This is a genomic window from Mesorhizobium sp. BR1-1-15 (assembly GCF_020165475.1).
In the GTDB taxonomy this organism is placed as follows: Bacteria; Pseudomonadota; Alphaproteobacteria; order Rhizobiales; family Rhizobiaceae; genus Mesorhizobium.
Genome location: NZ_JAIUIF010000015.1, coordinates 141933 through 154562, shown reverse-complemented (window position 1 = coordinate 154562; position 12630 = coordinate 141933). Strand labels below are relative to the sequence as shown.

Here is a 12630-nt window from a genome sequence, read left to right as displayed (position 1 = left end):
CCGCGCCATTGCGGCATAGGCGGTCGAGGCTTCAGCGTCCTTCGGCCAGATCAGCCCGTTCGAGAGGTCGTTGGTGCGCTCTGTGAAATGAAGAAGGGAGGCGATTGCGGCATCAGTGGCTCAGAGAGAAAGCGGACTGGTTCGCCAGGATGTCAGCCCACAATGGCTTACCCTGCATCAAAGTCTTTGCCCATCCGTTACCAAGCGCTCACGACGGAACGCTATGAATGTTCTGCTTGAGACCGGCAGCGGACTGATCGCTTTGAGGTGCGAACCCGACGAAGCCGTCATACGCCAACCCATCACGCGGTTAGGATCTCCCTGATTTTGTCGATGCCTTCACCCCGTTGACAACGCTATCAAAGCATGGCCTCGACTGCCTTATGAATGGCTAGCACGTCCGCTTTTACGCCCCACTCCATTTCCAGGCGCGCTGTTACCTTCGATTCTAGCTGCCCCGCGTCAATTCCGTTATTGCGAGGCGCGCTGCGAATGTCCCGGACGATCCAATGGACTGCGTCCTCAAGCGAGAGCGTGTCTGCCACGATATCGTCTACGTGCCGGAGACACACTCTGAGCAGGTTCATTACCCCTAAGGCCAAATCGGGCGTTAGCTGGATGCCGGCAAGGCTTCGGAAGTCGACCCCATGAAGATCGGTACGTCCATTGTTCCAGAATTTGTTGAGCGGGGTCCCGTGGGACCGAATGTAGGTCGCAAAAGCAGATGTTGGTTTGGCGTTCACATGGGCAAAGTGGTTGCGGAGATGTCTGAAGTAACCAAGGGTTTTGAAGTACCCGGATGCTGGATCAGAGCCCTTCCACCGACAGACCTTGAGGCGCAGTTGCTCTTCTTCGGCATCATCAAATATCGGGTCGCCAGATGTCGTGACGAGGCTCTCTCTCAGGTGTTGCACGTCGGACATGTAGGCAAGTAGATGTTCTACGGATGCCACCACACCCATTTGAAGAGCAACCAGCTCGGCCTCACCTGCGAAGGTGGCGAGATCCGAAACTGATCGAAAGATAGAAGCTGCGTACGGGTTATTGGGAAATGCCGCGGTTGAGAACTCCTTTGGAATTGCATTGACCATTGGCGCGAGGCGATTGGCGAAATCCCACTGCTGAAGCGCGGAAAAGCAAATCTGATCGTTGACGCATATGAGCTGCTTGAGAAAGCGGCTCGCTAGCGGTGTCTTCTTCATCTGGACCCTCTGGCACGGCGGCAGCATTGTGAGCCTGGTTTAGCAAAAGGGGCGGCAGACGTCGCCACAGCCCAGCCCAAGCTTGAAGCTGCGGGGAAGACCATGGTTTGGCCGCCATCCGCCGCCCCACTACCACATTCTGACGCGACTTCGTTCAGCCAAGACGTACCCAGCGGCCAGCTCGCTTTTCAAGCCGACTCTCAGGTCTCATGTCCGCTCGAGAAATCCCCGGCGCACTTCGAACGACCGGAATGCGGCGCAAAGCCGCCATCCTTTTCAGGATTGAGAGTAGAAGTCGGCTCGCCAACAGCGCAAGTAGGCGGACAACTCGACCGGCACTTGTCAGAGATGACGCCGCCGCGCGCGCAGCAATTGGCGGTAGCCGCGCTCGACCATCTTCAGGCCGTCGTGCACGAGGCGATGTGTCTGATAGCGAAAAGCTGAGTCGTGCCAGTCGGCGGCACTGACCAGCCGCCGGCCGAATAAGGCGGTCGCGACTTCAAGATGGGATGCCTGCTCCTCCCGACCATCGAGGCATCGCAGCATGTGGCCAATGCGCCGGCGCTGGGCCGCGGTCAAGCGGGCATCGGGAAGGTGTTGCCTGTGGGTCGAGCGGATGAACCGTTTGATCGCCTGGAGCCTGTCGTACGCCATGTCGTCGAGTGGAATGATGGCAGCCAGCGGTTCGCCTAGCTGCGCGTCTTCGAGAAGCGCCAGTTGCGTGCCGTCCGGCGCGGAGCGCACGTGATGGCCCACTTCGTCACGCTGGCCAGCGGTCAGCGGAACGTCGAGGGCGCTGCCCTCCCGCGCTCGCAGATTCGGCGGAACCTCGACTAGGTTCACGACCCCAGGGTCGATCTGAGGCGCCCAATAGACGGGCTGCTCGAATGCAGTTTGGTCAGGCCTGGCGGCGAAACTGCAAACCCCAGCGCTTGCGCAATGCGTGCATCGCCTTGGCCGAGCGAGAGGACGCGAAGTCCTGCTGATATTTGGGATTGCGCCGCAGGAACTCCCAGGCAATCGCATCGGCGGCGGCCCCTTTGACGAACGCATATGCCTGTGGGTCACGCCACTGCGATGTATCTAGCTTCATCCGCATCCTTCCCTTCTCAAGGATTTGATAGGGGGATGCAGCGTTGAGCGAAATCCTTGGATTCCGTCATTGACGATTGAGCAAGGAGCGATCTCGGCGCAGAGCAGTCAGGCCGAGACTTGCGGTGCCTACTGGCTCGCGCCTTGCAGTGTCTTGAATGTGTCCGTCCAGGCACGACAAGCATCATCATCACCCTGGCTCCACGCGCTGAAGGCGCGCCAGGCGGCGAAAGATGATGCAGGCTGCTCGAACAACACGCAGATCGACTGATTGCCGGCGGGCCAGCCGGCAGGCTGGTCGCTTATCGCTTCATGCGTGAGCCGTTGCAGATCGGCCAAGGCAGAGCGGATGTGCGGCAGCGGAAATTCGCAGAGGTCTGTGTTGTCACTTGCCTCCCGAAGGATGACGGCGAGTTTAGCCACGACACCCACCAACGATTGTGCAGGCGTCGCCGCAATATCGGCCAGCAAGGCGTCGGCCCTCTCGGAATCATCCTGCTCCACCGTCCGGGCATCGAGATAGCGGGCGACGCTGGTCCCCTCGCCGTATCCAATGATTTCGCCGGCATGCAAATTCGCGCCACGTTCTAAGGGCCCCTCCTCCGCCTGCTGCTGCCGGACACAGGAGGCCAGCATCTCAACGTGAGCATCGATCCAAGCAAGGGATAGAGCCACGACCGGGTCCTCCGTCAGCTGGTTGTCGACGATTGATGAGATTTGTGAAGACGGCTGGTTCCCACTCACTTTCGTAGCACCCTTTCTCACTCGTGACGAAAGGACAAGTCGTGTCTATTGTCAGAATCAGCAAAGATTCTGAGCTATCGACGACGTCGTGCAGGTGGGGCCGAGCGAGCTATTACGCCAGACCTCATCAATGACTTCCGTAGGGTTGCATACTAAAAGCGGCTTTTTTGACCTATGTCAACCAAAAAGAACGATTTTGAGAGCGAAGCGATTTCTGTTCAGCAGTGTCGTGCTGCAAGAGCTATGCTTGGATGGAGCCAGGGCGACCTGGCCGAGGCAGCTGCTGTTTCGAGGACTACGATAGTAGACTTCGAAAGGAGTATTCGTATTCCCCATCGAAACAATCTTGCGGCGATCCGCCGTGCGTTTGAGGCCGCGGGTATAGAATTCCTTGCGGAGAACGGCGGTGGTGCCGGCCTGCGATTTGCGCGAAGGTCTGATCAGACCTAGACAACTCTCGCCCGGCGCGATTTGCCGGGCGAGGCGTTGGCCAGTTCACTCGCCGTTGCGGCGGTTGGGGCGCGACCAGATGAGGCTGTGGCCCTCGCCTTCCTCGTCGGCGAAGAGGTTGGCGTAGATCGGAGCGGTGAAGCTCGGATCGTCGAGCTTGAGGCCGAGATAGTCGCGGCCCTCGGTGGAGCGCTTGGACCAGGCGGCGCCGATTTCGGCCTTGCCGACCACCACGCGGTGGCTTGGAGCGTTCTCGCCGCTGGCCCTTGTGTCGGGGACGATGCGCACGCCCTTGGCGTGGACGCTGAGGGTGACGATCTCGCCGGTGAACTCGTTCGCATTGGTCTTCTTGAAAGTGCCGATGGTAGCCATTTTCAATCTCCGTTCTTCGTTTCCGAGCCCGCACCATGCGACCTCGATGGCGATCGTTGGGCCGAAGGCGACCGCCGCCGCATCGCTTGCGACCGCAGCAAAGCGGAGGATGGCGCAGGCGCGCGTTTCTTGGTTCCGCGAGGAAGGGCTTCGCCCAGGGGAAGAAACGCGCGCCGCGCCATTGCGGCATAGGCGGTCGAGGCTTCAGCGTCCTTCGGCCAGATCAGCCCGTTCGAGAGGTCGTTGGTGCAGTCCGCGAACTGGTAGAGGAAGGAAATGGCGGTACATGCGATTAGAGACCAAGCACCGGGTCTCCAAGATGTCTTTCGATGTCGCTTTGCAGAGGCTGTAGCAAGCCCTTATCACGTCGGCATGAGGCGACCGCCACCTGGCCCGCAATGGTGGCTCGGCGCCCGATCCGCGCGAGCTAACCAAGTTGGGCCGCCGCGACCTCTACATTCCGGATCTGCACATCGACAACATGAAGTGAGGACGCTGGTTCTCCGGCGCGCCGCTGAATTTCTTGCCGGCTCAGGATCGCAAGACGACCCAAAACGTTAGAGGTCGAACGTCGTGACGTCGCAGCTATGGAAACAAGGAGTCGACAATGGCCGACAACAAATCGAAGCGAGGCGCCGCCGACCGGCGGCAAGTCTCCGGCGGTGAAGGCTACGAGGTCAATTACTTCGCCCGCAAGCACGGCATTGGCAAAGATCAGGCCGAGGCGCTCATCAAGCGGGTCGGCAACGATCGAGACAAGCTCAATGCCGCCGCGCAGAACCTGAAGAAATAGGCCGCGCGCCGCGAATGGCGCTTCGGACATTCGTCTTGGCGAGAGTCAATTCAGTGAGCAAGTCAGCGTCGCGTCGCCTCACAATTGGAGGATCTTTAACTCCCCCTAGGAAGCCAGCGTCGCGGGGCGCGGCCAAACTCGCGCCACCTGCCTTCCGGCCTGTCCAGCTCGCAAAACTGGTGGACACGGTTCCCCCTGGCGATCGCTGGATTCACGAGATGAAATACGACGGCTACCGCATTCTCGTCGCGGTGGGTGGCGGAGAGGCGCGCGCCTATACGCGCTCCGGTCTGGACTGGTCCGACCGCTTTCCCTCGATCCTGTCCGAGGCACGCAAGCTCAACGTCCGCTCCGCGCTCATCGATGGAGAGGCCGTCGTAACCGACGCCGAGGGACGATCCAGTTTCCAGGCGCTTCAGAACGCATTGAAGGGTGCTCCGGCGAGCATTGACTATTTCGCATTCGATCTGGTCGAACTCGACGGCGAAGACCTTTCGAGGCTTCCGCTCCTGGAGCGGAAGGAGAAACTGGAGGCAATTCTGCCGGCCGGAAACCCTATCTTTCGCTACTCCGATCATATCCAGGGGCGTGGAGAAGAATTGCTGAACCGCTTCTGCGACGCCGGCCTGGAAGGGGTAATCTCCAAGCTCGCGGATTCGGACTATGTCGGAGCCCGAGACGGCAGCTGGCTGAAGATCAAGTGCATCAAACGTCAGGAATTCGTGCTCGTCGGCTGGACGCCGTCGGACAAGGATCGCCCGTTTCGATCCCTGATTCTCGGCGTCCAAGATGGCGGAAAGCTGCGCTATGCCGGCAAGGTCGGAACCGGTTTCGATACCGCCGAGATGGCCCGGCTGATGAAGACCATGGCGTCGCTCGAGCAGAAAGCCGCCACGGTCGATGCGCCGCGCGCGGAGGTTCGCGGCGCCCACTGGCTGCGTCCCAAGCTTGTCGCCGAGATCGCGTTCACCGAAATGACCAATGAAGGAACGCTGCGTCATCCAAGCTATCTTGGCCTGCGCGAGGACAAGAGGCCGGGGGCCGTCGTGCTCGAGACGGAACACCGCACGGCAACCCTGACGTCGCCGGCAACCAGCACGATCGCGATCAGCAATCGCGGCCGCGTCATCTACCCGGAATCCAACATCACCAAGGGACAGCTAGCCGATCATTACGCCGAGCTCGCCGAGATCATGCTTCCGTGGGTCGGCAACAGGCCGATCAGTCTGGTCCGCTGCCCGCAGGGCCGCGCGAAGAAGTGCTTTTTCCAAAAACACGACGCCGGCAGCTTTGGCGACAAGGTCCACCACGTCGGGATCACCGAGAAGGACGGACACGAGGAGCCGTACCTTTATCTGGACGACGCCGACGGCCTGATGACCTGCGTCCAGATGGGAACGATTGAGCTGCATGGATGGGGAGCCCGCATCGAGGACGTCGAAAAAGCCGACCGGTTGGTGTTCGATCTGGACCCGGATGAGGGCTTGGATTTTGAAGCCGTGCGCGCCGCTGCCTTTCAATTCCGCGACATCCTCAAATCGCTGGGACTGACGACTTTCCCGATGCTGACGGGCGGCAAGGGGGTGCATGTGATCGCTCCGCTGACCCCCCAGGCAGAATGGCCGGAGGTAAAGGATTTCGCGTCTCGCCTGGCTCAGGCGGTCGCCCAGAGCGATCCCGCCCATTTCACGGCGGTGTTGTCGAAGGCCCGCCGCAAGGGTCGCATCTTCGTCGACTATCTGCGCAACCAGCGCGGGGCGACCGCGATCATGCCGTACAGCGCGAGAACCCGGCCGGGTGCTCCCGTGGCGGCGCCGATCACCTGGGCGGAGATGAAGACCATCGATGCACCCTCGCATTTCCATATCGGCGACGCTCCGGAATTGAAGAAACGAGCGGCTTCCAAGGCTCTGGCGGGCTGGGGGCGCGCTGACCAATCCCTGCCACATCTGTAGCGCCCCGCGGGCCGCGGAGAACCCACGCCCGTTTTGCCAACGCCGCGCCATCGGGGCCAAGGATTCTTTGGAACTTGCCAAGACCGGCCTCGTTTGCCTGAAGCAATGGCAAACACCGACACGAGGACCATCGCCAATCTACTGAGGGAATACGCGCATAGGACATCCCTGCGTGGCGGTAATCCCTATCGCACAAAGGCGTATCTACGTGCCGCTGACAGCCTGACGGCACTCTCCCAACCGCTTGATCGCATCATCGCCGCCGGCGCGCTCACCAGTATCCCGGGGATCGGGGACGCCATCGCGGACATCGTCACGAAGCTCCATCAGACCGGCACGCACCCAAGCCTCGATAAATTGCGGGAAGAGGTGCCGGCAGGCGTGATGGAACTGTTTGCCGTTCCTGGTCTTCGGCCCGACAAGATATTGAAGCTTCATGAGGCGCTCGGCGTGAGTTCGCTGGCGGAGCTCGAAACCGCGGCGAAGGAAGATCGCATCAGGCCGGTCAAGGGGCTTGGCGCCGCGCTTCAGACGAAGATCCTGGAGAACCTGGCTATCGCGCGAAGCGGTCAGACACAGCTTCATCTCCATAAGGCCGCTGCTCTCCTTGAGCATGCAATGGCATCGTTGCAGCAAGAACATCCGGAGTTCTCCCGCGTCGAGATCGCCGGTGAATTCCGGCGCGGGTGCGAGCTCGTTTCCGCCTTCGCGCTGGTAGCGCAAGGCAAGGAGCCGGCCGAGGTCGGTGATGCGACCCTGCGGGTTGTCATCACCGACAAGAAACATTTTGGCGCCAGACTCCTCGACGCGACCGGTTCGGCAGATCACCTCAAGCAGCTGAAGGCGGTCGCGACCGACAAGGGATTTGTGCTGAAGGATGACGGTCTCTATCGCGGCCGAAAGCTGGTCGCCTCAGCGACAGAAGACGAAATCTACGACACCTTGGGCCTGCAGTTCATCGAGCCCGAACTGCGCGAAGGCAGGGATGAGATCAGACGGGCGGCCATCCACGAGCTGCCCGCACTTGTTCGCGACCAGGACCTGCGGGGCATCCTGCACTCCCATACGACAGCGTCCGACGGCACCGAGACGCTCGAAGCGATGGCCGAAGCCACGCGCAAGCGCGGGTTCGACTATTTTGGTGTCGCTGATCATTCGCAGTCCGCTCACTATGCGGGTGGCCTTTCGCTGCAGGAAATAACCGAACAGCATCGCGAGGCCGACCGGTTGAACCGGCGGTATGGTGAGAAATTCCGCATCGTGAAAGGCATTGAGGCTGACATTCTGGCGGACGGCTCGCTCGACTATCCGGATGATGTCCTGGAGCAGTTCGACTTCGTGGTCGCCAGCGTGCACAGCCGCTTCAGACTGCCCAAGAAGGAGCAGACCGATCGGCTCATCGAGGCGATCGGCAATCCCCGAACGACGATCATCGGCCATATGACAGGCCGCCAGCTGTTGCGGCGCCCAGGCTATGATCTCGACATCGCCAAAGTTCTGCGAGCCTGCGCCAAATTTGGCGTCGCCGTCGAAGTCAACGCACATCCATGGCGTCTCGATCTCGACTGGCGCTGGCATCAGGAGGCGCTCGACTACGGCTGCATCTTTAGTATCAATCCGGATGCTCATTCAATTCGCGAGCTCGACTACATGCACTGGGGCGTTGAGATGGCGCGAAAGGGCGGCGTCCCTGCGAAGCGAGTCCTCAACGCGATGCGCCTGCCGGCTCTGCTTTCCTATCTGGCAAAGCGCAAGCGCCCATCGAAGAGAATCGGCCGACCACGCGCGACGGCGAGGGAAGCCATGCTGTGATCCAATTGGCTGGCCTGGTGCGGCTCTATTCCAACAGGTGCGCGTTTCCGCGTTTGCTATTGGAATGGAGCAACAATCCCAGCTAACCGACGTGCCCGACCGACAATGTTCCTGCCTGCAACGGCCCGATCCATCGATCTCCGGAACTGAAGATTGTAGTATCCGGCAGCACGAAGCTTATATCCTGGCGGAATGACATTGCAGGCAAATGGTCTCTGAACGCGGCGCTGACCGGCGCAAGATCATCCATGTCGACATGGATGCATTCTACGCGTCGGTCGAACAGCGCGACAACCCAGAACTCCGCGGCAAACCGCTTGCAGTCGGCGGAGCGGCCGCCCGCGGGGTGGTGGCGGCTGCAAGCTACGAGGCCCGCGCCCACGGCGTTCACTCCGCCATGCCTTCGGTGACGGCAAAACGCAAATGCCCCGAATTGATCTTCGTGCCGCCCCGCTTCGACGTCTACCGCGGGGTCTCGGGTCAGATCCGCGACGTGTTCGCCGAACATACCGATCTCATCGAACCGCTCTCGCTGGACGAGGCCTATCTCGATGTGACCCAGAACCGGCTCAACATTTCGTCGGCCACGACCATCGCCGAGATGATCAGGGCAGAGATCCTGAGGGTGACCGGTCTCACCGCTTCCGCGGGAATCTCATACAACAAATTTCTCGCAAAGATGGCCTCCGACCAGAACAAGCCGAACGGCCAGTTCGTCATCACGCCACGCCATGGGCCTGCCTTCGTGGAGGCTTTGCCGATCAAAAATTTCACGGTGTCGGTCCTGCGACAGCCGCGAAGATGGAGGCGCTCGGAATCGAGACCGGCGCCGATCTCAAGAGCAAGTCGCTTGCATTCCTGCAGCAGCATTTTGGAAAGTCGGGGCTCTGGTACTATCAGATTTCGCGCGCCATCGACGAAAGAGCGGTCGAACCAGATCGGCCGCGCAAATCAATCGGGGCCGAAGACACGTTCGCAGCCGACATCTTCGACCTCGATGCATCGCTGGCTGAAATCAAGCCGCTGGTTGCCAAAGTGTGGGGATACTGTGAAGGGAAAGGCATCCGGGGAAGGACCGTCACGCTGAAGGTCAAGTTCGCCGACTTCCAGCAGATCACGCGCAGCCGCACGGTGGCGATGCCGATCGAACTTTCCGATTTCGAACATCTCGCAGCCGACCTCCTTGAATCGGTGTTTCCAGTGCACAAGGGAATCCGCCTGTTGGGCGTCACGCTTTCGTCGCTAGGCGATGTGTTGCCGCCCGATCAACGGCAGATGCGGTTCGAGCTGTAGCGCGGCCCTGGGGCCGAACCCAAGGACCACCGGCCGCAACTTGTCCGGATCATCGCTCGTGTGGATCGATCTCGCGCACGATCTGGGAGACCTCTCCTTCATATTCGTCTGCCCGCACGACTGTGAGCGTTCCGTCGCCGGCGCGGAAGATGACGATGCTGACCATCAGGCTGGTGGCGAGGCTGAAGGCGAAGGCGTTGGCTTCTACGAGGGACATTTTTCCGGCTCCTGTTCTTGAAGCGGGGAGCGATCCCCGCGTGACAGGCGCCCGATGTGTCCGGCCGAGGGCCGCGATCACCGTGAAGGCAAGGGCGAAACGGCGGCACGCTTTGCGTAGTCCGACCCTTTTTGGGTTGATGGCATCAGGCCCTCGGACCGGACCAAGGAATTGCGCCGACCAACGCGGGGATAGGTTTCCCTGTTCTCCATTCCAGGACGGGATGAACCTCGTGTTTCGCCACTTCGCATTCATTGACGCCAAATCGTCAGGAGCGATCGTCCAATCAACGCGCTGAGAACGACGGAAATCGGCGCGAATGACTTGAGGCGGGTGGACTGGTGGCCCTTCACGTCGCGCCGAACTTCATGACCGGAATGCCGAGCCTGCGGGCCTTGTCGGCGAGATTGTCCTGAATGCCGGAGCCGGGGAAATGAATGACGCCAATCGGCAAAGTGTCGAGCATGGCGTCGTTGCGCTTGAAGGGCGCGGCCTTGGCATGCCTGGTCCAGTCCGGCTTGAAGGCAATCTGCGGCACGTTGCGGCTGTGAGCCCATTTGGCCGCGATCAACTCGGCACCTTTTGGTGATCCGCCGTGTAGCAGGACCATGTCCGGATGTTTGCCATGGACCTGATCGAGTTTTGCCCAGATCAGCCGGTGATCGTCGAAGTCGAGACCGCCGGTGAAGGCGACTTTCGGTCCGGGTGGCAACAGCAGCTGGCTGTCTGCATGCTTCCTCGCGGCAATGAAGTCCCGGCTGTCAATCATTGCCGCGGTCAGGTTGCGATGGTTGACGACAGAGCCCGAACGCGGGCGCCAGATCGAGTGTGTGTGACGCTCGTAATGCTCGCCGGCCTGGTCGCGCATCAATTCGAAGGCGTTGCGGCGTTCGAGCAGCGTCTGACCTTGGGCGATGAGGCGCTCGAGTTCGACCGACTTGACCTCGGATCCATCCTGTTCGCGCTGCAGCCGCTGCTGGCCAACCTCGTTTTCATCGAGCTCGCGTTCGATCCGCTTGGTCGCGCGATGGAACAGGTTGACCGTACCCCATAGCAACTCTTCGAGATCGGGTTCCAGGCGTGTGTCGGCCATCGCCACCAGGAGAGCGTCGAAGATGTCGGCGATGCTGGCCGCGACCACCCGGCCTTCGGGAAGCGGGCGCGGATCGGGTTCGTCGTCGAAGGGACGGTAGCCATAGAGCTGAAGCTCCTGAAGGACATGGTCGATGGGAGATGATGCGGGTTGCGGCTCGAAGTCGGTATCGTGCTCGGTGCTCATGACGGCTTGCCTTCGTGGTACCGGCCGCGCCCATCGCGGCCTTCATGGCGACGAAGGCGACGGACGATCCGGACTTGCACCCTAAGCGCGAGCGCAGGGCCGAAACGAAAGTGAAGGATGGCTGCGCCCGGCTATTTTGGTTCGCGATGGAAAGGCCCGAAGACGGGGTCCCGCGCGCCTCGCCGTACGGGGTGGCAGGGCCGCCGGAAAATAGCCGGGCGCAGCCATTGCCTGTCCGGACCGGCCGGCGCCCGATCGCCCTCTGGAAGGCCGTGGGCCGGCCCTCACCCCAGCGAAGGTTCACCTGCGACCCGAGCCACGCATCGCTGGCACGCCCCCCTCCTTCCCTTCCAGGTCAGGCCGCCAGCTTCATGAAGCGCTCGACATCCTGTGGCGCGATCTGAACCCGCAGGATGCCCCTCAGCGCATCGGCGCCGAGCAGACGCAGATCCTCGTTGAAGTCACCAAGTTTCGGCGTCAGAACCATAGCCTCGATACCGGCCGCGCTGGTGCGTTCAATGAGGGTTGCCACTGCTGCGTCGCCTGCCGGATCATTGTCGCGGACGATGTAAAGGCGCCGCAATGTGTCAGGAAACAGGATTGCCGACAGATGTGCCGCCGACAAGGCTGCGAGTGCCGGCATGGCGGGCAGGACAGTGCGTTGCGACAGCATGGTCTCGATGCCTTCGCCGGCGGCCATGACATCGCAGCTGCCGCCGAAGCGGACGGCGTGCCCGAGCAGTTCGCCCATGGCCCGTCTCGGTGTCTCGAGCGGAGCGCGGCCGAGATGGGCTTCGCTAAAGCCGCCCGGATCGAGCCAGGTGCGGTGCACCCCGGTAAGCTGGCCTTTGAGGTCGGTGACCGTCGCGATCATTGCCGGCCATGCTTCAGTCGGGCCGTGGTCTGGACGGTAGTAGCAGCGGGGATGAAACCGCAGGCTCCCGGTCTCATGCAAGGCTGTGATCGCGCGTGCGCGCAAATACGTCTCCACAAGTGTTCCCCATATCGGCTGCGACATGGAAACCAGCCGCCGCGCCGCTTCAGTGGAACCGCCGGCAGCGGGAGCGGCTTGTTCCCACCGGCCCTTTAGTTCGTCCGTGCGCGGCATGGACAGAAAGCTGCGCGCCTCGTCGCAGACCTCCTTGAAATCGACAAGGCCAAGCGATTCCCGAATGACGTCCAGAAGGTCGCCATGTTCGCCGGTTGCGGCGTCGGTCCACTTGCCTGCCGCGCCTTTGCCGGCATCCGGCCCCTCAAGGCGGACAAACATTGACCGCCCAGGCGAATTGCGAACATCGCCAACCAGCCAGTACCGGCCCTGGCGTTGACCATTGGAAAGATAGCGACGGCATACTGCCTCAGCATTTGCGGCAAGCCTTCGCGCAAGCTCGGTGGCATGGTGCATTGCGGACTCCAAAACG

Annotated in this window: 12 protein-coding genes and 1 pseudogene; 5 read left to right on the top strand and 8 right to left on the bottom strand. The window is 61.3% G+C overall.

The features are described from left to right. Positions 1-359: 359 nt before the first annotated feature. The 4 genes from LB541_RS22960 to LB541_RS22945 all read right to left on the bottom strand — a co-directional run bounded on the left by LB541_RS22960 (position 360) and on the right by LB541_RS22945 (position 3038). The gene (locus tag LB541_RS22960; RefSeq protein WP_140671288.1) at positions 360-1202 is read right to left on the bottom strand and encodes a hypothetical protein; all 843 of its coding nucleotides are present in this window, start codon (positions 1200-1202) and stop codon (positions 360-362) included. A 342-nt stretch (positions 1203-1544) separates the two neighbouring features. Further along, the gene (locus LB541_RS22955) at positions 1545-2045 is read right to left on the bottom strand and encodes a DUF2285 domain-containing protein (RefSeq protein WP_140671287.1); all 501 of its coding nucleotides are present in this window, start codon (positions 2043-2045) and stop codon (positions 1545-1547) included. Between the two features lie 55 nt (positions 2046-2100). Further along, positions 2101-2295, bottom strand: a complete 195-nt coding sequence (locus LB541_RS22950; RefSeq protein WP_224619681.1) for a transcriptional regulator domain-containing protein — start codon at positions 2293-2295, stop codon at positions 2101-2103. Between the two features lie 128 nt (positions 2296-2423). Next, on the bottom strand, positions 2424-3038 hold the full coding sequence (locus LB541_RS22945) for a hypothetical protein (protein WP_224619680.1): 615 nt from the start codon (positions 3036-3038) through the stop codon (positions 2424-2426). Positions 3039-3212: 174 nt separating this feature from the next. On the opposite strand from LB541_RS22945, the gene LB541_RS22940 reads away from it, so the two are divergent. Next, on the top strand, positions 3213-3488 hold the full coding sequence (locus tag LB541_RS22940; RefSeq protein WP_224619678.1) for a helix-turn-helix transcriptional regulator: 276 nt from the start codon (positions 3213-3215) through the stop codon (positions 3486-3488). Between the two features lie 45 nt (positions 3489-3533). Here LB541_RS22940 and LB541_RS22935 read toward each other — a convergent pair whose 3' ends face one another. Then, positions 3534-3860 carry a DUF736 domain-containing protein gene (locus LB541_RS22935; RefSeq protein WP_140671285.1) on the bottom strand — a complete coding sequence of 109 codons (327 nt, stop codon included), beginning with the start codon at positions 3858-3860 and terminating at the stop codon, positions 3534-3536. 607 nt (positions 3861-4467) lie between these two features. Between LB541_RS22935 and LB541_RS22930 the strand changes: the two genes are divergently transcribed. The 4 genes and pseudogenes from LB541_RS22930 to dinB all read left to right on the top strand — a co-directional run bounded on the left by LB541_RS22930 (position 4468) and on the right by dinB (position 9713). Further along, a complete protein-coding gene (locus LB541_RS22930; protein ID WP_140671283.1) occupies positions 4468-4653 on the top strand; it encodes a DUF3606 domain-containing protein in 186 nt (61 codons plus the stop codon). A 14-nt stretch (positions 4654-4667) separates the two neighbouring features. After that, positions 4668-6608 carry a DNA ligase D gene (gene ligD / locus LB541_RS22925; protein WP_140671282.1) on the top strand — a complete coding sequence of 647 codons (1941 nt, stop codon included), beginning with the start codon at positions 4668-4670 and terminating at the stop codon, positions 6606-6608. Between the two features lie 105 nt (positions 6609-6713). Then, positions 6714-8420, top strand: coding sequence for a DNA polymerase/3'-5' exonuclease PolX (locus LB541_RS22920; RefSeq protein ID WP_140671375.1), 1707 nt, complete (start codon positions 6714-6716; stop codon positions 8418-8420). Between the two features lie 208 nt (positions 8421-8628). Further along, positions 8629-9713: pseudogene (gene dinB / locus LB541_RS22915) on the top strand (DNA polymerase IV). Positions 9714-9762: 49 nt separating this feature from the next. Here dinB and LB541_RS22910 read toward each other — a convergent pair. The 3 genes from LB541_RS22910 to LB541_RS22900 all read right to left on the bottom strand — a co-directional run bounded on the left by LB541_RS22910 (position 9763) and on the right by LB541_RS22900 (position 12614). Then, positions 9763-9930, bottom strand: coding sequence for a hypothetical protein (locus LB541_RS22910; protein ID WP_019863578.1), 168 nt, complete (start codon positions 9928-9930; stop codon positions 9763-9765). Positions 9931-10279: 349 nt separating this feature from the next. Continuing rightward, entirely contained in the window at positions 10280-11209 is a 930-nt protein-coding gene (locus LB541_RS22905; RefSeq protein WP_140671280.1) for a DUF2493 domain-containing protein, read from the bottom strand. 355 nt (positions 11210-11564) lie between these two features. Next, positions 11565-12614, bottom strand: a complete 1050-nt coding sequence (locus LB541_RS22900; RefSeq protein ID WP_140671278.1) for a toprim domain-containing protein — start codon at positions 12612-12614, stop codon at positions 11565-11567. Between the last annotated feature and the right edge of the window lie 16 nt (positions 12615-12630).

Coding starts and splice junctions, on each gene's coding strand:
- LB541_RS22950 (WP_224619681.1), bottom strand. CDS start 2,295: ATGAAGCTAGATACATCGCAGTGGCGTGACCCACAGGCATATGCGTTC.
- LB541_RS22960 (WP_140671288.1), bottom strand. CDS start 1,202: ATGAAGAAGACACCGCTAGCGAGCCGCTTTCTCAAGCAGCTCATATGC.
- ligD (WP_140671282.1), top strand. CDS start 4,668: ATGGCGCTTCGGACATTCGTCTTGGCGAGAGTCAATTCAGTGAGCAAG.
- LB541_RS22930 (WP_140671283.1), top strand. CDS start 4,468: ATGGCCGACAACAAATCGAAGCGAGGCGCCGCCGACCGGCGGCAAGTC.
- LB541_RS22940 (WP_224619678.1), top strand. CDS start 3,213: ATGTCAACCAAAAAGAACGATTTTGAGAGCGAAGCGATTTCTGTTCAG.
- LB541_RS22935 (WP_140671285.1), bottom strand. CDS start 3,860: ATGGCTACCATCGGCACTTTCAAGAAGACCAATGCGAACGAGTTCACC.
- LB541_RS22910 (WP_019863578.1), bottom strand. CDS start 9,930: ATGTCCCTCGTAGAAGCCAACGCCTTCGCCTTCAGCCTCGCCACCAGC.
- LB541_RS22900 (WP_140671278.1), bottom strand. CDS start 12,614: ATGCACCATGCCACCGAGCTTGCGCGAAGGCTTGCCGCAAATGCTGAG.
- LB541_RS22920 (WP_140671375.1), top strand. CDS start 6,714: ATGGCAAACACCGACACGAGGACCATCGCCAATCTACTGAGGGAATAC.
- LB541_RS22905 (WP_140671280.1), bottom strand. CDS start 11,209: ATGAGCACCGAGCACGATACCGACTTCGAGCCGCAACCCGCATCATCT.